Annotated in this window: 25 protein-coding genes and 1 tRNA gene; 12 read left to right on the top strand and 14 right to left on the bottom strand. The window is 64.4% G+C overall.

The features are described from left to right. The first annotated feature begins 55 nt into the window (after nt 1–55). A tRNA-Thr gene (locus IVA98_RS33295) sits at nt 56–130 on the top strand. An 18-nt stretch (nt 131–148) separates the two neighbouring features. On the opposite strand, the gene IVA98_RS33290 is transcribed toward IVA98_RS33295, so the two are convergent. Both IVA98_RS33290 and IVA98_RS33285 read right to left on the bottom strand, forming a co-directional pair. After that, complete coding sequence (locus IVA98_RS33290) at nt 149–562, bottom strand: GFA family protein (protein ID WP_247298479.1); 414 nt, start codon at nt 560–562, stop codon at nt 149–151. A gap of 31 nt (nt 563–593) precedes the next feature. After that, nucleotides 594–1,274, bottom strand: coding sequence for a class I SAM-dependent methyltransferase (locus tag IVA98_RS33285; protein WP_247333359.1), 681 nt, complete (start codon nt 1,272–1,274; stop codon nt 594–596). Between the two features lie 192 nt (nt 1,275–1,466). Here IVA98_RS33285 and IVA98_RS33280 point away from each other — a divergent pair, with 192 nt between their 5' ends. Next, nucleotides 1,467–1,646: a hypothetical protein gene (locus IVA98_RS33280; protein WP_524536445.1), complete on the top strand. Its 180-nt coding sequence runs from the start codon at nt 1,467–1,469 to the stop codon at nt 1,644–1,646. A gap of 3 nt (nt 1,647–1,649) precedes the next feature. Here IVA98_RS33280 and IVA98_RS33275 read toward each other — a convergent pair whose 3' ends face one another. Continuing rightward, nucleotides 1,650–1,814 carry a hypothetical protein gene (locus IVA98_RS33275; protein ID WP_247298474.1) on the bottom strand — a complete coding sequence of 55 codons (165 nt, stop codon included), beginning with the start codon at nt 1,812–1,814 and terminating at the stop codon, nt 1,650–1,652. 101 nt (nt 1,815–1,915) lie between these two features. Here IVA98_RS33275 and IVA98_RS33270 point away from each other — a divergent pair, with 101 nt between their 5' ends. Continuing rightward, the gene (locus IVA98_RS33270; RefSeq protein ID WP_247356530.1) at nt 1,916–2,278 is read left to right on the top strand and encodes a hypothetical protein; all 363 of its coding nucleotides are present in this window, start codon (nt 1,916–1,918) and stop codon (nt 2,276–2,278) included. Between the two features lie 302 nt (nt 2,279–2,580). Next, nucleotides 2,581–2,835: a hypothetical protein gene (locus tag IVA98_RS33265; RefSeq protein ID WP_247298468.1), complete on the top strand. Its 255-nt coding sequence runs from the start codon at nt 2,581–2,583 to the stop codon at nt 2,833–2,835. Between the two features lie 15 nt (nt 2,836–2,850). Here IVA98_RS33265 and IVA98_RS37380 read toward each other — a convergent pair whose 3' ends face one another. From IVA98_RS37380 to IVA98_RS33245, 4 genes are all read right to left on the bottom strand, one after another. After that, complete coding sequence (locus IVA98_RS37380) at nt 2,851–3,093, bottom strand: hypothetical protein (protein ID WP_346657752.1); 243 nt, start codon at nt 3,091–3,093, stop codon at nt 2,851–2,853. 251 nt (nt 3,094–3,344) lie between these two features. After that, nucleotides 3,345–4,052: an outer membrane protein gene (locus tag IVA98_RS33255; RefSeq protein WP_247356528.1), complete on the bottom strand. Its 708-nt coding sequence runs from the start codon at nt 4,050–4,052 to the stop codon at nt 3,345–3,347. A gap of 258 nt (nt 4,053–4,310) precedes the next feature. Further along, entirely contained in the window at nt 4,311–4,706 is a 396-nt protein-coding gene (locus IVA98_RS33250) for a hypothetical protein (protein ID WP_247356526.1), read from the bottom strand. 288 nt (nt 4,707–4,994) lie between these two features. Then, the gene (locus IVA98_RS33245; RefSeq protein ID WP_247298465.1) at nt 4,995–5,363 is read right to left on the bottom strand and encodes a His-rich protein BRANT; all 369 of its coding nucleotides are present in this window, start codon (nt 5,361–5,363) and stop codon (nt 4,995–4,997) included. 251 nt (nt 5,364–5,614) lie between these two features. Here IVA98_RS33245 and IVA98_RS33240 point away from each other — a divergent pair, with 251 nt between their 5' ends. Together IVA98_RS33240 and IVA98_RS33235 are read left to right on the top strand one after the other, a co-directional pair. Further along, nucleotides 5,615–6,157: a tetratricopeptide repeat protein gene (locus tag IVA98_RS33240; protein WP_247356524.1), complete on the top strand. Its 543-nt coding sequence runs from the start codon at nt 5,615–5,617 to the stop codon at nt 6,155–6,157. 101 nt (nt 6,158–6,258) lie between these two features. Continuing rightward, entirely contained in the window at nt 6,259–7,647 is a 1,389-nt protein-coding gene (locus IVA98_RS33235; protein WP_247333368.1) for a serine hydrolase domain-containing protein, read from the top strand. Here IVA98_RS33235 and IVA98_RS33230 read toward each other — a convergent pair. Continuing rightward, complete coding sequence (locus tag IVA98_RS33230) at nt 7,634–9,202, bottom strand: S10 family peptidase (RefSeq protein ID WP_247356523.1); 1,569 nt, start codon at nt 9,200–9,202, stop codon at nt 7,634–7,636. The genes IVA98_RS33235 and IVA98_RS33230 overlap by 14 nt on opposite strands. Nucleotides 9,203–9,458: 256 nt before the next feature. On the opposite strand from IVA98_RS33230, the gene IVA98_RS33225 reads away from it, so the two are divergent. The 3 genes from IVA98_RS33225 (at nt 9,459) to IVA98_RS33215 (ending at nt 11,486) form a co-directional block, all read left to right on the top strand. Continuing rightward, nucleotides 9,459–10,238: an NAD kinase gene (locus IVA98_RS33225; RefSeq protein WP_247280885.1), complete on the top strand. Its 780-nt coding sequence runs from the start codon at nt 9,459–9,461 to the stop codon at nt 10,236–10,238. Between the two features lie 96 nt (nt 10,239–10,334). Beyond that, a complete protein-coding gene (locus IVA98_RS33220; protein WP_008549760.1) occupies nt 10,335–10,880 on the top strand; it encodes a response regulator in 546 nt (181 codons plus the stop codon). 27 nt (nt 10,881–10,907) lie between these two features. After that, nucleotides 10,908–11,486 carry an Hpt domain-containing protein gene (locus tag IVA98_RS33215; protein WP_247280884.1) on the top strand — a complete coding sequence of 193 codons (579 nt, stop codon included), beginning with the start codon at nt 10,908–10,910 and terminating at the stop codon, nt 11,484–11,486. A gap of 111 nt (nt 11,487–11,597) precedes the next feature. Here the strand turns inward: IVA98_RS33215 and IVA98_RS33210 are convergent, their stop codons facing one another. From IVA98_RS33210 to folE, 4 genes are all read right to left on the bottom strand, one after another. Then, the gene (locus tag IVA98_RS33210) at nt 11,598–12,773 is read right to left on the bottom strand and encodes a DUF2336 domain-containing protein (protein ID WP_247356513.1); all 1,176 of its coding nucleotides are present in this window, start codon (nt 12,771–12,773) and stop codon (nt 11,598–11,600) included. A gap of 204 nt (nt 12,774–12,977) precedes the next feature. Next, nucleotides 12,978–14,060 carry a lytic transglycosylase domain-containing protein gene (locus IVA98_RS33205; protein ID WP_247356503.1) on the bottom strand — a complete coding sequence of 361 codons (1,083 nt, stop codon included), beginning with the start codon at nt 14,058–14,060 and terminating at the stop codon, nt 12,978–12,980. Between the two features lie 167 nt (nt 14,061–14,227). After that, a complete protein-coding gene (hisI, locus tag IVA98_RS33200) occupies nt 14,228–14,650 on the bottom strand; it encodes a phosphoribosyl-AMP cyclohydrolase (RefSeq protein ID WP_247356502.1) in 423 nt (140 codons plus the stop codon). Nucleotides 14,651–14,679: 29 nt separating this feature from the next. Continuing rightward, nucleotides 14,680–15,372, bottom strand: coding sequence for a GTP cyclohydrolase I FolE (gene folE / locus IVA98_RS33195; protein ID WP_247280881.1), 693 nt, complete (start codon nt 15,370–15,372; stop codon nt 14,680–14,682). A 242-nt stretch (nt 15,373–15,614) separates the two neighbouring features. On the opposite strand from folE, the gene IVA98_RS33190 reads away from it, so the two are divergent. Next, the gene (locus IVA98_RS33190) at nt 15,615–16,070 is read left to right on the top strand and encodes an iron-sulfur cluster assembly scaffold protein (protein ID WP_247356500.1); all 456 of its coding nucleotides are present in this window, start codon (nt 15,615–15,617) and stop codon (nt 16,068–16,070) included. A 150-nt stretch (nt 16,071–16,220) separates the two neighbouring features. On the opposite strand, the gene IVA98_RS33185 is transcribed toward IVA98_RS33190, so the two are convergent. Beyond that, nucleotides 16,221–17,132, bottom strand: a complete 912-nt coding sequence (locus IVA98_RS33185; RefSeq protein ID WP_247356541.1) for a COG3904 family protein — start codon at nt 17,130–17,132, stop codon at nt 16,221–16,223. Nucleotides 17,133–17,381: 249 nt separating this feature from the next. Here IVA98_RS33185 and yidD point away from each other — a divergent pair, with 249 nt between their 5' ends. Together yidD and IVA98_RS33175 are read left to right on the top strand one after the other, a co-directional pair. Next, nucleotides 17,382–17,720: a membrane protein insertion efficiency factor YidD gene (yidD, locus tag IVA98_RS33180; RefSeq protein WP_247356498.1), complete on the top strand. Its 339-nt coding sequence runs from the start codon at nt 17,382–17,384 to the stop codon at nt 17,718–17,720. Between the two features lie 80 nt (nt 17,721–17,800). Then, nucleotides 17,801–18,010, top strand: a complete 210-nt coding sequence (locus tag IVA98_RS33175; protein ID WP_247356497.1) for a hypothetical protein — start codon at nt 17,801–17,803, stop codon at nt 18,008–18,010. Here the strand turns inward: IVA98_RS33175 and IVA98_RS33170 are convergent, their stop codons facing one another. Continuing rightward, nucleotides 18,011–19,222, bottom strand: a complete 1,212-nt coding sequence (locus IVA98_RS33170) for a hypothetical protein (protein ID WP_247356488.1) — start codon at nt 19,220–19,222, stop codon at nt 18,011–18,013.

Below are 19,222 nucleotides of genomic sequence, written 5' to 3'. Positions count from 1 at the left end.
GTTCGCTGGATGTTCGCAAGGCATCGACGGCAACGTCCTGAAAATAAAGCCAAATGCCGGCTTAGCTCAGCGGTAGAGCAGCGGTTTTGTAAACCGAAGGTCGGGGGTTCAATCCCCTCAGCCGGCACCAGCTTTGAACATGTGGCTTTCAGCTCGAATTGTTCGGCGCGCTGCTTTGCTGGAAGTGCTCGGCGTCAGCGATCTTCACCCACATATGCTTCGACTGCTCGAACACTGATCTGACCGGAGCCGGGTAGTTCGGATCCGCGATCGCACCGACGGCAACGGCGATCATCGCGGGTAGATTGTCGGCCTTCCAATAGACCGTCGAACCGCAGTCGGCACAGAAATAGCTGCGGACCTTGCCACCGCTTGCGGCGGCGCGGACGAACTCCTTCGGCGTCCCTGAGAACGTGACGGCATCAGCTGGATAGAAGGTACCGACGCCGAACGGGGCTCCTGTTCGGCGCTGGCAATCGGTGCAGTGACAGGCAACGACGAGACTCGATGGCCCTGGAAGAGAGAGCGCAAGCGCGCCGCAACTGCATCTGGCATCGATCAACGGAACACTCGTCCGATCTGTCACACCTTTCTCAGCGGCCACCGCCGAACACCTCATCCAGCCGCCAGAGACCGAGGCTCTTGTCGCGCCAGCCGCCACCGCCCTCCTCGCAACGCTCGTTGATCAGCGCGTGCGGCGCCGGCCAGTCGAACGGCGGCTTCTCCATGTTCAGCGCCCGCCAGTCGCCATCCTCGCAATCGCGATTTGCATCCCATTCCGGAAAGGTGGTGGCGAGCAGGAAGCGCGCGCCGCTCATCTGAAATTGAGCGAGGGCGCGATCGATATTCGCAAAGCTCAGATGCACCAGACAGTCCCGGCACAGAATGACATCCGCACGCGGCAGTGCATCGCGCGTGATGTCGGCAACGAGAAACCGGCCCGACGACCGGCGGTTGGCCTCGATCAGCGACGGCACGATGTCGATGCCGGTGTAATCGACATCGAGCGTCATGCGGCCGATCCAGCCGGCATCGCCGCAGGGCGCATCGAGCAGCGAGCGGGCACCGAGGCGTTGCAGCAGTGGAGGAAGCCCCTCCCGGATCGCGGCGGTCGCGGGGTCCTCAGAGCCGAGGCCGGAGACGGAAGTTGGCGCGCCCCAAAGGTTGGTCCGCTCGATGCGCTCGAACCGAGCAGCGAGATCGAGGCCCTCGAACTTCTCGCGTTCGGCGTGGAAACGTTGGTGGGCGAGCACGGGAGGACGATTGGCGGTCATCGGGCGAGCCTCTAGCCAAGTCGGAAGCCCAGTGTACAAGCGATTCGAGCCTCCGGAAGCGTCATCCGATCTGATCGTCAGCGTTGGGCAGAGTCGGAGACGCCTGATCCGCCCGGACCGGAACCAAAGCCATGCGTCGCTCGTTCTCGCCCCATGCGGATCAGGGAAGAAAACCGAAACATATTTTTGCTGGTGACGGTGACGCTGTGCTGTGGCGTCGTGGCCGGCACAGTTGCGCTGTTCGAACCGGCGCCCGCACCGACTCCGGCAAAGCAGGTGGCCGAGCGGATGGCGATCGACGCCACCGCTCAGATACCGGTTCGGGTGGTCGGCGCACCGTTCGAGCCCAACGTCAATCCGCGCCAGCGATAGCCATCACCCCGGCGACGCCTCCGTGCCCTTCTCGGGCCGGCGATGGGCACGCGCCAATTCCTCGACCAACGCGATCACCTCCGCCCGCTTGTCGGGCGGCAGCGACAGGAACGCGCGGACGAGCCTCAAGCCCTCCGCTTCGTCCACCCGTTCGTCTTCGTCATTCATCCGACCAATGTCGGGCGATCGGGAAAAATATGCAATCCCTTTCAAACCACCTTGATTCGGCGCGGCCGCTTTGCTGGAATGGGACGCGGCAGAGGTGGATCATGAAGTGGATCAGGGAACGCGACGCACTGATCGCGCAGACACTGGCCTTCGTTCAATCGGTGACGGGCAAAAAGGTTGATTTCCTTCAGCCGGCCGCGCTGTCGGATTCGCCGGCGGCGACCATCGAGACTGCCCCGATCGAGATCGGGCCGCGCCAGCCCGCTCCGCAGGCTCAGTTCGTCAAGCTCCCGCCGGCACGGACAAGCGGCGATTTCCGCAGCGAGATGCAGGCCCGGATCGCCAATTTCCGCAAGCATCAGGAGCGGTTCGCGCGCGAGCGCGAGGAGTATTGCGCGGCCACCCTGAGCAAATTGCGCGCCGCCATGAGCGACGCCTCGCCCCGTCCACCGGCCGAAAAGTAGGGCCGGCGCTCCAATCGGGGGCTTACAGCCAGGACCACACCAGCCAGAGATTGGCCGCGCAGGCGCCAAACAGCGCCAACGTCAGGGGCAGGAGCATGTGCCCGCAGGAGGTTTTCAGGTCGCTCGTCATGGCCGAAAACATCTGCTGATTCCAGCCGGAGAGTCCCAGGGATTCTTTTTTTAGGGATTCAGGACTCGTTTACGACTCAGGATACGACTGCCCGATCACGGCGCCGTGATCGACCAGCCGACGGAACCCCTTCCGCGCAAATTCGTTAACGGGCTTTCCTGGAGCGGGAAGAATGCCCTACGCCCTGTTCTGCAACGACGCCCAGATCAGCAAGGCCTATCCGAGCGAGTCCGACGTCTGGAAACTCGCGCAGCGAAGTGGTCTCGTTGTGGACGTGATCGCGGACGACGAGCAGCCGGGACCGCGCCGGGTGCTCGACAATGACTACGAGATCGCGCCCTGCCAGGCTGCCCAGGGCGAGGACCCCGCCAAAAACAAAGCTGAGGCCGAGCAGCAGTCGAAGATGGAGCTCGAGCTGAACACTTGAGGTCCGGAGCGAGGCTCAGGGCGTCGCGGTCGCGAGAGACGCCTGCTCGCCGGCCAGGGCCACGCAGGCCTTCCGGCGATGCAGCCCGCGGATCGCGCCGGTGACCTTCAGCACCTTGCCCGACGGACAGGAAGCGTCCTTGACGAAGGCCACCTCATAAGGGGCCAGCATCAGAGGCTCGGATTTGAGGATTGTCTGTGCAGAGCACGGCAAGCAGATGACGCACGAGAGCACCCCTGCCGACACCAAGATACGCATGTCCGTCGTCTCACCAGCCCGTAATTCTCATATAACGCGTTCCGGAGCGCGAGTTCCGTAAGCGGCAAAAATTATTTTTGCTTTACCCCCGGGCCATGACGCGCGTGAGAAGACGCGCGCCGGAATGTTTGCTTGCAACGATGCGCCAGATGGTTGACTCAAAGCAAACAACAGGCCGGCGAGCAACAGGCGGGCAAACGAAAGGCCGGCGGGAAAGCCGGCCTTTGTCAGATCGCGGTCGTTGGCAGAGGTCAGTAGCGCGAGGCCGACGGGCCGCCCCAGCCGAACCGGTAGTTCACGCCGACCTTGACGGTATGTTCATCCTCCCGGCCGCGGACGCCGACGATATCGGCTGGGCCGGAGGTGAAGGTGGTGCTGCCAAAGTTGTAATACTGATACTCGGCCTTGGCGGACCAGCTCGGCGCGAACATGTATTCGAGGCCGGCGCCGACGGTGTAGCCGTCCTTGCTGTTGCCGGTGGTGGTGAAGGTCTGCGGCACCCCGGCGATGTTCACGCCAAGGCCGTTACTGCGCCAGGCATAACCGCCCTTGGCGTAGAGCAGCGTCGGTCCCCAGGTGTAGCCGATGCGACCGGTCACCGACCCAAGTTGGTCGGTGTTGGACGTCACCTGCGTGCCCAGCGGGAAAGTGACGCCGTTGTTGTTGGTCGGCAGCCAGGAATACTGGGCCTCGATACCCACCACCCAATTGGGCGCGAACTGGTAGTCGAAGCCGCCCTGCACGCCGCCGAGGAAGCGGGCATCGCTCGACTGGAAGCCATTGTCACCGGCAAAGGCGCCGCCGACATGGCCGCCGATGTAGAAACCTGTCCAGTTGTAGATCACCTGTGGCGGCGTATAGGCCGGTGCCTTGGTGTAAGGGCGCGGCTGCATGTCGGCTGCAGCGGCCGGCGCGGCCAGCGCCAGCAGCGCGACTGCACCGAGCAAAATCGTCTTCATGATCATCCCCGTTCTCTCAAATTCGACCCTCAGCAAACAACGTGGCGTGAATTTGGTTGCTTCGCGGCGGTGCCGGAACGTTAACAACGCGATTTTGTTCCGTTACGTCGCCTTGCGCCGGCCGTTCTCGTCGTCGGCGCAGGGCCAGCCGTAACGATTTGTCGCGAGACGAAACCGCCCGTTCAAAGCTCGCCAAGATGTGATCAGCGGCTCCGGCGCGGTCTGTCCTACCACAAGGCGATGAAGGCGGGCTTTGCGCTACCGCGTCATCTTTTCCAGTTCCGGAAAGGGTGCGTAAACCGCACCGGCACAGAGCTCGCTCGTCCGATCATCGATGACGCGGTCGCTCCGCCCGTTGACGAATATCACGGCGCGCTCGCGCATGCCCTTGTAGCTGCCATCGGTCTCGCGCGGGGTGAAATGCAGGCAGCTCACGTAGAACTGGCGCCCGCCAACTTCGCGCAGCACCGGATCGGCCATGCTGGCGTCGTGCACCCCGACCGGGTTGTTCAGATAGCTGCGCATCAAGGCCAGCGTGTCGCTGCGGAAATTGTCGGGAAACGGCTGCGGCCCTCCGGCCTGGGTCCCGCCTATCAGCGTTGGACGGTCACCGTCACTGCCGAAGCATGCCGCAAGCGTCAACGGCAACGCCATGATCACTGCATATCTCGCCAATCGCCCCACAGGCCCCGCTCTCCGCTCGATCAGACTCGGAGATGTTCTAGCCCCAAGCTTCCACGAACCCAAGCCTGCATGATCTCAGCCTGCATGATCTAAACCTGCAGGGCTGCACGAAGGGATTCGCTTGCAACGGCGCAAACGGCGCGCCGGCCCGCCGCCGACACCTCGGGCTTTCGCACGAGGCATGGCGAACGGACCGGGCCTGAACTCCGCACGCGGCGGCGGGGCAATGCCAGGGATGCCGCCGCGCGGGATCAGTGGTCAGTTGCGCTTGTCCGATGTCGCCGGCTTGGTCACGTCCGGCTGCGCCTTCAGCGATTCCTTGGCCGTGACCTGCTTGTGGTGATGGCGATGCTTGCGCACGGACTTGTGCTCGTCGGGCGTGGCGGCGGCGTTGGCGTTCATCGCGTTCGACTTGGTGTCCACCTTGGCATTCGCCTTGACGTCGGAAGCCTTCGTGTCGGGCTTGACGCCCGCATCCGATTTCACGGCAGTATTCGCCGCCTTGGTCTGGCTCTGGTCCGCCTTGATCACCGGCGCGGTCGTGGTGGTCTTGCCGGCCTCGGCGGCGAAAGCCGGGGCTGCGATCACGGAGGCTGCGAGCAAGGCTGCGGAAATGGTCTTCAACATGGTTGGTCTCCTCTGGGAAGGATCTCGAGGCGGCGCCCTCTCGTCACCCCTTCGATCGTAAGTCCGAGCCTAGAGAGCAGCCACTGAACCCAGTCTGAAGCCCATGGCGGGCTCCCGTTCATCTCAATGACAAGTTTGTCATCTGCGCCGGGACGAATAGATCGTGCGAAGCGGGAATGTTTTTGCCCCATGGGTGTTCCGGTCTTCAGGCAATCGTGTAGGATCGCCACGTTTCATACGGGAGAACATCAATGCGCAGACTCTCAACGCTTCTGGTGCCGGGACTGGTCTCGATGGCGCTGGCGGCCGGGCCGATGCTGACCAGCGCCTATGCCGCCGGCAGCGATGAACCTTCGCCGCAGCCGAAGTCGGACACTTCGACCAAGAAGGGCAAGAAGAAGAGCTCATCCGTCAGCGATCCCAAATTCGTGGCGGCCTATCGCGCCGCCTACGCTGCGATCTACGACCGTCACGACTACACCGGCGCAATCGACCAGCTGAAGTCGCTCAAGCGCGACGAGGTCGCTGATGTCGCCAACCTGATCGGCTACTCCTATCGCAAGCTCGGCGATTACCAGTCGTCAAAGGCCTATTACGAGCTGGCGCTGAAGGACGATCCGAACCACGTCCGCACCTGGCAGTATTACGGCCTCTGGCAGCTCGAGCAGGGGAACCGCGAACAAGCGCAGTACCACCTGGACAAGATCGCCTCGCTCGCCGGCACCGACAGCTCCGAATATCGCTCGCTCGCCGCCGCGCTCGACAGGCCTACCGGCGCGACGCTGGTCTACTGAGACATCACTATTTGAATGAAGCGAGCGCGCACAACCTCGGGGTTGTGCCCGTTCCACTTTCTCGGCTAGCCTCGCGCACCATCCCTCGCAATTGGTGTGCAATGGATACGTGGCTGCGATCCGCGATCAACTACATCGGCTCCTGGATCGAATTCCAACAGAGGACATTCCAACAGCCCGGCGTCATCATCGCCTTTGCCCATCGCGGCGAGGTCGTCGCCGAGCGCGCATTCGGCCTTGCCAATCTCGACACCGGCGAGAAGCTCACTCCGCGGCACCGCTTCCGCATTGCCTCGCACTCGAAGAGCTTCACCTCCACCGGCATCATGAAGCTGCGCGAGCAGCGCAAGCTCCGACTCGACGATCCGATCGGTCAATACGTCGGCGGCCTGCATCCGCGCGTGGCAGAGACGACGATCGCGCAGGTGCTCTCGCACAGCGCGGGACTGACGCGTGACGGCGCCGATTCAGGTCAGTTCATCGATAGCCGGCCCTATCTCGACGCGAACGAGCTGCTCGCGGAATTGAAGCTGCCGGCCGCAATCGAGCCCGGCACCCGCTTCAAATATTCCAATCATGGCTTTGGCCTGATCGGCCTCGTCATCGAAGCCGTGACGAAGGAGCCCTACCCTATCTGGATCAAGCGCGAAATCGTCGAACCCGTGGGCTTGCGTGCGACCGAGCCGGACGCGCCGCTTGCCAAGGGCACGCCGTTCGCGCGCGGCCATACCCGAAAGCTGCCGCTCGGCGAGCGCTGCGTAATCCCCGGCGACAATCCCGCGCACGCCATGGCGTCCGCGGCGGGCTTTGTCGCGACCGCCGGCGATACCGCCCGCTTCTTCGCGCAGCTTGCGCCCAATGCGAAGAAGAGCGTTCTCTCGGTCGCGAGCCGCCGCGAGATGACGCGACACCATTGGCGCATCCCGCAGAGCTTCGAGGGCTATTACGGGTTAGGCGTCAACGCCGGCAAGACCGACGGCTGGGACTGGTTCGGCCATGGCGGCGGCTTCCAGGGTTACATCTCCCGGACCTGCTCCATCCCCGCTTGCGAGCTCGCGATCAGCATCCTCAGCAATTCCATTGACGGCGCGGCGCCATTCTGGATGGACGGCGCGATGCAAATCCTGCGCGCGTTCAAGACACGCGGCGCGCCCGACCGGCGCGTGCGCGACTGGACCGGCCGCTGGTGGACGATCTGGGGAGCCACAGATCTCGTGCCCGCGGGCAACCGCGTGCTCGTCGCCAACCCGCAGTTCAACAACCCATTCATGGATGCCGCCGAGATCGAGGTCACCGGCCGCGACAGCGGCAAGCTCGCCTGGGCCGCCGGTTACTCCAGCCATGGCGAGCCGGTCCGCCGCGTCCGGGACAAGCGCGGCAAGGTGAGCGACATCTGGATCGCCGGTGCCAACGTCAAGCCTGCAAGCGCCGTGGCGCGCGAGATCGCGCGCCGGTATCCGCCACGCAAGCGGCGGCCTACTCCCGGATAAGCGCCTCTACCTCGCTGCGCATCGATTGCCGCGAATCATCGCGCGAATAGAACATGTGGCCGCCGGGATAGACGACGAATTTCACGCGTTGCGTGACGAAGGCCGGTAACTGGTCGAGCACGCGCTTCGATCCGAAATAGGGTGTGGCGAGATCGAACAGGCCGTGCGCAACCAGCACGTTCAGCTTTGCATCGGTGGCGAGAATCTGGCGCAGCTCCGATACCGATTGCGGCGGGTTGAGGCCGCGGCCGAAATCCCAGTGTCCCTCGATGCTGCCGTTCAGGACTTCATAGGAGCCGTCCGGCCGCCAGTTGAGCTTGCGTGTCAACACGTCGACCGCGGCGCTCGTCAGCGGCGCCTGGAGTGCGTCGCCCGAGGGGTCGCCGAAGCGCGAGCTGCTGGAATCCGGGTAGGGATCAAAGCCGCGCACGGAGCCGTCGTAGCGTCCCGTCACTTTGCCGTTCTTGCGATCAAACTCGCGGCGGAATTCACCGACGTCGAGCCGGCCGGCGAGCCTGCGGCTCACCGCCTGGTCGATGCCGGTGAGCTCGGCGACTTTGTCGGCCAGCCGGTTGGTGGCCTCCTTGTCCGCCTCGCCCTTGACGAGGTCAGCCAGGAATTCGCCGCGCGCGTAGGCCTCGACGTCGGCGAGATCGGCGCGCGTGACCGGTGCCTTGGCTTCGCGCGCCACCGCGACATAGCTCGGCAGCGTCGCGACATATTGCAGCAAGCTCGTGCCGGCGAACTCGCGGAAGTCGAACAGCGGCGAGACCAGGATCAATCCCCTGACGCCGACTCCATGCTGCAGCTGCAACTGGCGCACCACCTTCGGTCCGCGAATCCCGCCATAGCTTTCGCCCGCCACGTATTTCGGCGAGATCAGCCGGTCGTGCTTCTCGAGCCAGCGGCGGATCACCAGCGCGATCGAATTGGCGTCGCCGTCGACGGAATAGAAAGACTTGCGCGCGTCCTCGCCGCTCGCGACGAAGCGGCTGTACCCGGTGCTGACGGGATCGATGAAGACGAGATCGGTGAAGTCGAGCCAGGTCTCCGCGTTCGGCTTCACCTCGGGCGAGGCGGACGGCGACAGGGCTTCGCCATCGAGCGGCAGCCGCCATGGCCCCGCGGCGCCAAACTGGAGCCATGCCGAAGATGCGCCGGGCCCACCGTTGAACAGGAACGTCACAGGGCGCGTCGCGCGATCGGCACCGTCGAGCTCATAGGAGGTGACGGCGATGTCGGCCAGCGGGTCGCCCTTGCCGTCGAACACGCGGATCGAGCCGGCGGTCGCGGCGAAGTTGAGGGTGCGGCCAGGCAGATCGAGCGTCTGCTTCGTGGTGGAATCCGGCGGCAGACGATGCAGCTCGGCCGCCGCCGGCGAACCAGGCGTAGGGCTTTGCGCGCCACCGCCACGCCCGCCTTTCTGTCCGGCCGGCGAGCTCGTCTCGGAGCGCGGCTGCGGCGGATCTTCCGCGCGCGCCCATCCTGCGAAGGCGAAAGCCGACACCGCCATCACCAGCATCGCGTGGCGGAGCGCCGGCAAACTCAATACCATGGTCGTTCTCCGTGCCCGGCTCTGAAGGCCGGTGCGCACCGATCATAGCCAGGAATTGCGACGGTTTGGGGGATCATGGGTTTGGCGGCGCCTGGAGAGGTCGTTCGGACCCAAAGCGCCCCCGTTTCGCCCTGAATCGGGATGGGGCAATCGCCCGTTTGCCTTGAAAGGCGGTCCTCCTCGACAATCGAGGCCCAGGTCGTATAGACGAGCCCGGCGGAACTTACTCGAGCCAGCGGCACCTGCCCGGGAAGCCATGACCAAGCCCTCGCGATACGACCGGATCGCCTTCGTCGCCAGCCCGAGCAGCGAGGCGCAGGCCGCCTTCGGCCAGCTCACCCGGGATTATGGCAATTACGACCCCAGGGAAGCCGATGTCGTCGTCGCGCTCGGCGGCGACGGCTTGATGCTCCAGACGCTGCACCGGAACATGCACACAGGAAAGCCGATCTACGGCATGCACCGCGGCACGGTCGGCTTCCTGATGAACGAATACTCGACGCACGATCTGCGCACGCGGCTCGAGGCGGCGCATGAATCCGAAATCCATCCGCTCTTGATGCGCGCGACCGACGTCAACGACCGCGTCCACCTGCACCACGCCATCAACGAGGTCGCACTGTTCCGGCAAACCTACCAGGCCGCACGCTTAAGAATCCTGATCGACGAGCGCGAGCGCATGGCCGAGCTGATCGCCGACGGCATCATGGTGGCGACGCCGGCCGGCTCTACCGCCTACAACCTCTCCGCCCAAGGGCCGATCCTGCCGATCAACGCCGCGCTGCTGGCGCTGACGCCGATCAGCGCCTTCCGCCCGCGCCGGTGGCGCGGCGCGCTGCTGCCCAACACGGCCTATGTCGTGATCGAGGTGCTCGAGGGCGACAAGCGCCCCGTGGCGGCGGTCGCCGATCATGACGAGGTGCGCGACGTCCGCCGTGTCGAGGTCCTCTCCGACAAGACCATCTCGATGCGCATGCTGTTCGACCCCGGCCACAGCCTGGAAGAGCGGATCCTGCGCGAACAGTTCGGCTACTGAGCCGCCGGCCGCCCCTCTCAAAAGGCCGATCGCAACCCTTCGTTAACCCCCGCCACGATATGGTTAACGAAGGTTGACCGCTTTGGCCCGGGCGTCATGTTCCGTATCGACTTCAACAAGCTGCGCTTCCTCGTCTGCGACGACAATCCGCACATGCGCCGCATCCTGCGGACGCTGCTGCATTCGTTCGGCGCACGCGAAGTCTACGAGGCCGAGGACGGCGCCACGGCGCTGGAAATGTACAGCCATTACGTGCCCGACATCGTCATCACCGATTGGGCGATGCCGATCTTCGACGGGCTCGAGCTCGCGCAGATGATCCGGCAGCCTGAATCCAAGGGCAACCCCTACGCGCCGATCATCATGCTGACCGGCCATTCCGAGAAGCGCCGCGTCACGGTCGCGCGCGATGCCGGCGTCACCGAATTCCTGGCCAAGCCGATCTCGGCCAAGGGACTCTATCAGCGCATCCTCAACGTGGTTGCCAATCCCCGCCCCTTCATCAAGACCAAGACCTATTTCGGCCCCGACCGGCGCCGTAACACCAACTCTGCCTATATGGGCCCGGAGCGTCGCGTCGGCGAAAAGCATGAGGTGCTCCAGCAGCCCTCGCTGCTCGACAAGGCCCGCTCCTCCATCTAACGCAGCTTCTCACACGAGGCAGGCATCATGGCGAAGAACAGCGCAAAGGACATCGAGGTCAAGGCCTTCGCCACGCATCACGTCATCACGCAGCCCAATCCCTTGCGAAAAGTGCTGCGCCGGGTCGAAGCAAAAGACATGGACGATCCGGTCGCCCGCGCCGAGCAGGCGCTGGCGGGCCTGTCCGGCCAATTCAAGGACTGGATGAGGATCGAGGTCGAGAGACTGTCCGCCGCCTGGACCGAGGTGCAGCAGGATGGTTTCACCAGGAAGCTGCGCGACGAGCTGTTCCACGCCGCACACGACATCAAAGGCGATGCGGCGACTTTCGGCTTTCCTTCGGCAGCGGGAATCGCCGAGAGCCTGTGCCGCATCATCGAGCATGCGCCGGATCTTTCGAAGGTGCCGGCCGAGCTGTTCACGCACCACATCAACGCAATCCTCGCCATCGCGCACGAGAACACCAGGCTCGACAGCATCAGCGTCTCCGCCGAGCTCAGCCGGCGCCTGCGCAAGGTCGCCGACGAATATCTCGCCCACGTCAACCGTGATCGCCCCGAACATCTCGAGGTAATCCTGGCGCCAAGCATTGCCCCGGCGGAATAAGGCCCAGCTCTTCCCTCTCGTCGTTGCGGGCGCAGCGAAGCAAATCCAGAACTGTCTCCGCGGTGAGACTCTGGATTTGCTTCGCTGCGCTCGCAATGACGGAATTCGCTGCTACGCCGCGATCAGATCGTCATAGAGCGGATCGACCGCGTCCTCGGCGACGAGCTCGTCGCAGAACAGCCGCGCCTCTTCGCGCGCGGACTCCGTGGCGAAGCGGCGGAGCAGGACCATCAGCGGTTCGGTAGCGCCGCGGTCGGTCTCACAATGGGTTAGCACGCGCTCCACCATGCGACGGCGCAGCCGTACCGCGCTGTCATCGGTGTCGACAAAACCCTGCTCGTGGCAGGCGTCGAGCGCGACCTGGAATGCCGCAAATGTCGCCTCGGGCAGCCCGGCACGGCGGAGCAGCGCGTGCAGGGTGTTGCCGCCGCGGTCGTGCAGCAGCGCCGAGACGCGCGCCAGCGGCAGATCCGCGAGTTCGGCGAGCGCCGAGTCGAACAGGTCGAGATTGCTCGACAGCAGCGCGCGCAAGATCAGACCCGCCGTGAGCTGGCCGGTGATGCGCAGGTGCCGCACCAGGCCCTGCATGTCCTCACCGCGCGAGCGCGCCGCGATGTTGATGGTGGAGCGGTCGCGCGCCTCGATCGTGATGCGTTCGGCACGATCGGCACTTAGCCAGTTCCGGGCCACGACGAATTGCGCAAGGGTCTCGGAAAGCTTGGCCACCAGCGCCGCGCGCGTTGCGGCCGGCAGATCCTCCAGCACCAGCATCGCTTCGCGGATCGCGGCGAGGTGGCCGTGGCGCTCTACCATACGATTCCACGAGAACGGCGCGAGCTCGGCATGCGGATTTTCGATCAGCTCCAGCGCGGCCGCCGCGCAACCGACCTCGGCGATGGCGGCGCAGACCGAGACCGGCAGCGCGATACGCCGGGCGACCGCGCACTGCACCTCGTCATTGCCGGTGGCGACGATGTCGACGAGATCGGCATCGATCAGCAGCGGAGAGTGTTCGAGCACGGGCAGCGCAACCGTCGGCTGATCCGTCGACAGCGCCTGCACGATTGCAGCCGGCACCTCGTTGCTGCGCGCAAAGGCCTCGGCCATCGCCTGCCGCACCAGCGGCGAGGGATCGTCGAGCAACATCAAAAGCGCGCCTTCGGCCGCGACGCGGTCATCATGAGAAAGGTCTGAAATCAGCCAGGCCCGGGCCAACGCCCTCGTCGCCTCGGCCCGCTCGCCGGCGGACGCCGTCCTGATCCAATTGATGAACTGCCGAACAATCATTGGTGCTTCCGGCTTACGCAACGAAAACGAAAAATGGTGACGGCTTGTCACCTGCAACACAAAATAAACCACGACGCTTAACAAAGCGTTCACCATAACTGGCTGGTATTATTGACGTTTTGTTAAGGGAACAAAGCCGCTCTTTTCTTGTATCCCGCACACGGTGCGGCGCGCGAGTGCTGCGTCCGGGCAGGAGAGCAGATGCTAGCTCGAGAACGTGCCGCTGCGATCGCTGAAGAGATCGAGCGGCTGCGGCGGACGCAGGTCCGGCGTTGCTGAGGCCACCGAGGTGAGGGAGGCGTTGTTGCCCCACAATTTCTGCACAGCGGTCGAGACCGGCTGCGTGGCGTCGTCGGGCTGATAGATCGAACGAAACGCCGGCGTGGTCGGCGCATTGTCCGCGAGCGTCGTAGGTGACGTCACACCGACGGGCGTCACGGCGCGGGTATTGGGGAAGGTCTGGAGATAAGCGGCGTTGTCGATCACCGGCGCTGCCGGCTGTACGCCGTTGGCGCTCGCCACCTGCGTCGTCGCGGGCGCGCCGCCATACATCGCCATCGCACTGCGGGTGATCTTGGAATTCGCCGCACTGGCAAAGCGCGCGTCCAGCACCGAGTAGACTTCGGAGACGCTGCGGGCGCGGCCGTCATTGGCGTAGAAGATCGAGCGGTTGGCGGCGGCCGCGTTGGGAAAGAGCCGCGCGCCGACGGCCTGCGGATTGTCCTCGGCATTGGCGATCAGTTTCGCGGCGCCGCCGACACCCATGAAATGCGCCATGTAGAGTTCGCTGTCACTCGGCCTGCGCCCGAGCAGGCCGGTGAGCTTGAAACTGTTCGACTGCGTCAGCGCCGCCGCCATGCTGGACGCGGCCTCGGGATCGTCGCGCAGCTTCATGATCGACCGCTTCATCACGGGATCATCGACGATGTAGCTGCCCGACGCGGTCTTCGTGATGGCGTCGGCATAGCTGCCATAGCCGAGTTGAGTGCCGGCCTCCTTCACTGTGCCAAGCCAGGTCTGATCGATGAACTGATAGAGCCCGTGCGCGGACGAGGTGGTGGCACCCGCCGTCGGATTGAAATCCGATTCCATCTTGGCGGTGGTCAACATGTACTGGAAGCTGACGCCGGAGATATTGGAGGCCTGCTTGATCGCGCCGGCGATGCGCGCCCGCGACGGATCGAGACCGGCCGTCTGCGTCGCACTGAACTTGTCGACCGACATGATGAAGTGCCCGCCCCGCGCGGCATTGAGCGGCGCCGGCAATTCGGCACCCTGTCGTCTCATCGTGGAACAGGTATGGTTAATGCGGGGTAAATTTGGCTCGCGCCCCGCCGAACCGAGTCATTCGGGGGCGCACCGAAGCTGCGAGCCCCGGAATCCATTTCCACCGCACATGATGTCGCACGATCGATTCCGGGCTCGTGCTTCGCATGCCCCGGAATGATGGATGGCTACTTCTTGTAGACCTCGCCCGGATCGAACAGCCGCTCGGCATCGACGAAGACGAGCCTAGCGCCGCCGCCCTCGGCCTCGACCTTGCGGTAGAAGCACGAACGTCGCCCGGTGTGGCAGGCCGCGCCGATCTGCTCGACGCGGATCCAGACCGCGTCCTGGTCGCAATCGGTGCGGATCTCGACCACGCGCTGGGTCTGACCCGATGTCTCACCTTTTCGCCACAAGGCATTGCGCGAGCGGCTGAAGTACCAGGCTTCGCCGGTCGCGATCGTCCTGCGCAGCGCCTCGTCATTCATGTGCGCGACCATGAGAACGTGGCCATTGACGACGTCGGTTGCCACGCAGGTCACAAGGCCCGCGGCGTCGAACTTCGGCAGGAAGGCGAGACCTTCCTCGACTTCGTGGGAGTGGGCGGACACGAGCGTCCTCGCTTAGAACGTTGGCGAGGTCAGCGCTGCAGGCCTCGCACAAGGGACAGGAAACGGGCCTGCTCCGCCGGATTATCGCGGAACATGCCGGTGAAGCGGCTGGTGAAGGTGGAAGCGCCATGCTTGGCGACACCGCGCACGGACATGCAGGTATGCTCGGCCTCGATCAGCACGGCCACGCCGCGCGGCTTGAGGACCTCGTCGATGGCGGCCGCGATCTGCGCCGTCAGATGTTCCTGGGTCTGGAGCCGGCGGGCGAAGATATCGGTCAGGCGCGCGAGCTTGGACAGGCCGACGACGCGCTCCACCGGCGTATAGGCGATGTGCGCCTTGCCGTAGAACGGCATCATGTGATGCTCGCATTGCGAGGTGAACTCGATATCCCGCACCAGGACGAAATCGTCATAGCCCGCCGTCTCGCCGAAGGTGCGGTCCAGGACCTCCGCCGGGCATTGATGGTAGCCCTGATAGAGCTCGTCGAAGGCCTCGACCACGCGGCGCGGCGTGTCGAGCAGGCCTTCGCGCTCGGTATCCTCGCCGATATAGGCGAGCAGTGTCTTTACCGCTGCTTCCGCCTCGGCGCGCGCAGGGCGCGGCTGGTCGGCGCGCACGGCGGCTGCGAGAAATTCAGCGGGATCAAGCTCGGCCGGGCGGCTCTCGGGCTGCCGGTCCGAGGGCTTGTTGGGGCGGATGGATTTGATTGCAGCGTCCATATCGACTCCGTTCGACGGCCTTGCGGGCCGGAGTGTCACCGGCAGACGGGGCGGCAAGCCGCCGGACGCCTGAACAGAACAGTCTCGGCGAAAAAGGTCCGCTCGTAGCCACGCCGGCCGCCCCATTGTGGATCACCGCCGGTCGGCCGCTGGACTGTTTTTCCGCGAGTTCCGACCCTATATAGGACCCTGGACGCCGCCCGCCAAGGCCGATCGGGTGCGGAAGTGCTGGACTCCATCACATGCTGAACGACATCTACAACAAGCGGATCATCGAACTGGCCGGGAATATTCCGCGGCTCGGGCGGCTGTCGGACCCCGATGGCTCCGCCACTGCCCACTCCAAGCTGTGCGGCTCGACCGTGAAGGTCGACCTCAAGATGAACGGGGACACCGTCATCGACTTCGCCCATGACGTGAAGGCCTGCGCCTTGGGACAGGCCTCTTCATCCATCATGGCAAGTCGGATCGTGGGGTCGACTGCGAGCGAACTCCGTGAGTTGCGCGAAACCGTTCGCAAGATGCTGAAGGAGAACGGTGCGCCTCCTGAAGGAAAATGGGAAGAGATCAAGTTCCTCGAGCCGGTCCGCGACTACAAGGCGCGGCATGCCTCGACCCTTCTCACCTTCGATGCGGTGGTCGATGCCATCGGCCAGATCGAGGCCAAGGCGAAGCAGCCGGCGGCGGCGCAGGGCTGACTGCTCTCCGTCATTCCGGGGCGATGCCACCGGACCGGGCCTATTGGCCGGCCCGACGACAGGCTCCGCATCGAACCCGGATCCAGAGATTGCCGATCTTCCGGGCTCGCGCTCACGCACGCCACGGAATGACCCATCAAAGCAAATCGTTTACTTCTGCGCCGCCGCCGCTGGTGTCGCCACGCCGCCGGCCGTCGGCACCAGGGCTTCCGCGGTCTTGGTCGACTTAGCAGATTGCTGCGGCTGCTCCGGTTCCGCGCCGTACCTGGCCTGCGTCTTCGGTGTAAGCTCCGCCATCGCCGGTGCGGAGATATCCACATGCGGCAACACGTCGGCCACGAGATCGGTGGTCACGAGATTGGTGAGCTTAAGCTCTCCGGCGTCGAGTTCGTGCAAATCTTCCCACGGCGGCACGCTGAGTGCGAGCGACAGCAGATCGCCGGCACCGCCCATGTCGAATGTGTATTTGGCCAGCCGGCCGATGTCGCGCTCCACGATCATCAAGTCCTGGGCGCTGTAGCTCGCAGCCTTGGCATCGTCGGCGCGGTCGCCCATCCAGATCTGGTGGACCCGGACATGGGCAGCTTCCGGCACATAGCGCTTCTTGCCGGCGAGCAGCAGGAACACGCACATGGATTCGCAATAGGCCCCCGGCGCGACCGCCGGACGGGCGCTTTGCCCGCCGCGGTTCTGAACGCTGATGCCGACCGTGGTCAGAAGTCCGAGGTTGCGGAAGCGTCGGCCGAGCGTGATGGCGTCGTTGACCGAACCGCCGCTGGAATCGAGCACCACCGTGGCGCCGCCCAGCTGGCGCCCGCGAGAAAACTCCTCAAAAGCCTTAGGCGTATCGGCGGTGATGATTCCGACCGCGCTGACCCAGCCGCGGCAGTTCGGCTCGCAGGCCACCCAGCTGAACTTCATCGGCAGCTTGCGCTCTTCGAGCGCAGCACCGGCTCGCGCTGACGTTCCAAGGGTCGCGACGGCGCCAGCCAGCGCGACTCCACACACGGCGGTTCCCACCAGCAACCAGCCGCGAAGATTAAGGGAGTTCAGAAGTCTCAATCTGGTTCCTTCCCCAAGCCCTAAAAGGTCCCCAAACAATCCCCGGTAGCGCCCGCTGAGTCCATCATACAGGCGTATGTTTCTACACACGGGCGTCATAAAAATGGTATCCGGGCGAATACAGATCGTCCACAGATACTTGCTGCACTGCTCCCAAAAAGCAGGCAAAATATGGCGCGCAAACAACAGCTTACAGTTCCCTGCTGCGGAACTGAGCAATACTTCGCTTAACGTTACAGCAAAGCGCACATGAAGCATTCAGCCTGCGAGCACTGTTCCAGCCCGGGGGCGGGCGCGCTCCGGCTCCCGCGCCGATTCGGCCGCGCGCTGATCTGGCTGTACCGGCACACGCTGTCGCCCCTGGTCGGCTACAATTGCCGGCACCTGCCGACCTGCTCCGTCTATGGCGACGAAGCGATCGAAAGGTTCGGACTCTGGGCCGGCGGCTGGATGACACTCGCGCGCCTATTGCGCTGCAATCCTTTCGGCACCTCGGGCATCGACAACGTACCGCTTACCGCACCGCAAGACGCGCGCTGGTATTTGCCCTGGCGCTACGGCCGCTGGCGCGGGGTCAACGCATCCTGAGTGCTGCGGTGCTGTGCCCGCTCGGAACCCGAACTCTCGCCTCGCGTTGATGTGATGCTCCCCATCGGGAGGAAACAACAATGCGCTGGAAAATCAGCCGTCATTTTCCCTTCGGGCTTGGCCTGAATTCTGGCCGGGGAGGCCATCACGATCCCAGAATCATCGATCTGCTCGCGATCGTCGCCCTACTGGTGTTCGTGCTCGGCTCCGGCTGGTATCTGGCGACGAGCTTCGCCACGCCGCCAAGCACGACAGCGTTCATCGTGCCGAGCCAGAATGTGCACTGGTAGCTAGCGGAACCAGAAGAAACGTCCGGACTGCGGCGGGATCGACTCCGGCGGGCGTAGGCGCTTGGGTCTCGGCAGCTTTGACGACGGCTCGGCGGACGAGGTGGTCTCCGCCGGCGCGATCTCGCCGCCCGGCACCTTCACCGACAGCAGCAAGTTCGACTCGTGCGTCCGCCAGCGATAGCCCACGCCGAAATCGATCGGCTGGGCGCGCGTGAACAATTCGGCGTAGCGCTCCTGGTAGCGGCTTGCGAATTCATCGATCGGACCGAGATAGCGGCCGAACGGAAAGAACCGCCATTGCCGTGCATTGTAGTTCGCGAGCGGAATGCCGGAATCGTCCTGGATGATGGTGGCGCTGTTGGCGAGGAGCCAGTCGCGCACGAGGGTGAAATTGCCGGAATGCAGCAGATAGGACGCGCTCTTGAGCAGGCTGTTGCCGGGGCCCAGCGTCTCGCAGAATTTCAGGAAGCCGGCCGCGCGCGCACCGGAATTGGAAAGATCAGTCGAGAAATAATACAGCGTGCGCGCTTCCCCGTCGCTGCCGGCGAAGGTGATGCGAACGCCATGCGTCGCGTTGGGTCCCGGATTGTCGCCGGCCGTGTGAATCCCGCCCTTGTTGTCGAGCGCGATCATCTCGACATTGCGGATGGTCTTGCCGGAGCGCGCGAGGAAAACATAGAGGATCGGCAGCGTACCGTTGACCTGATTGGCGTGCAGGTCGACCTTCATCTGCTTGGTAATGAAGAAGGAAAAACTCAGGATCGAGCCGAGCGATCGCTCGACGTTGTAGAGCGCAGCGCCGATCGAACTACGCGGCAGCCGCGTCAGGTCGGGCACCGCTCCCACCGGCTCCAGCGCGCCAAGCACGTAGGTGCTGGCCTTGGCATAGAAGGCATTGGCGTAGAGGAAGTCCGGGCCGCTGAACATGTAGAACATGGTTGGCCGCGGCGCGGCGAGATTGACGTCGGCCCAATTGCGGATCTTCGAGAGCTGCCGCTGCTCGAGCTGGGCGAAAGCGCCGTCAAAGAATTTTGCATGACGCTGCCAGCCTGGATCCTTCGTGAGCGGCACCAGCGGCGAGTCCGCCGAAGGCTGCATGCCCGCAAGGAAGCGCGCAGTGTCGTCGAAGGTGACGTCGGCGGCGCGTGCGGACGAGACGGCCGCAGCCAGCAAGGCAAGAACGACGGCCGCAATTCTCAGGGGTCGGATCAT

This window comes from Bradyrhizobium sp. 160 (assembly GCF_023073735.1).
Taxonomy (GTDB): Bacteria; Pseudomonadota; Alphaproteobacteria; order Rhizobiales; family Xanthobacteraceae; genus Bradyrhizobium.
This window is presented reverse-complemented; position numbering and strand designations above follow the sequence as displayed.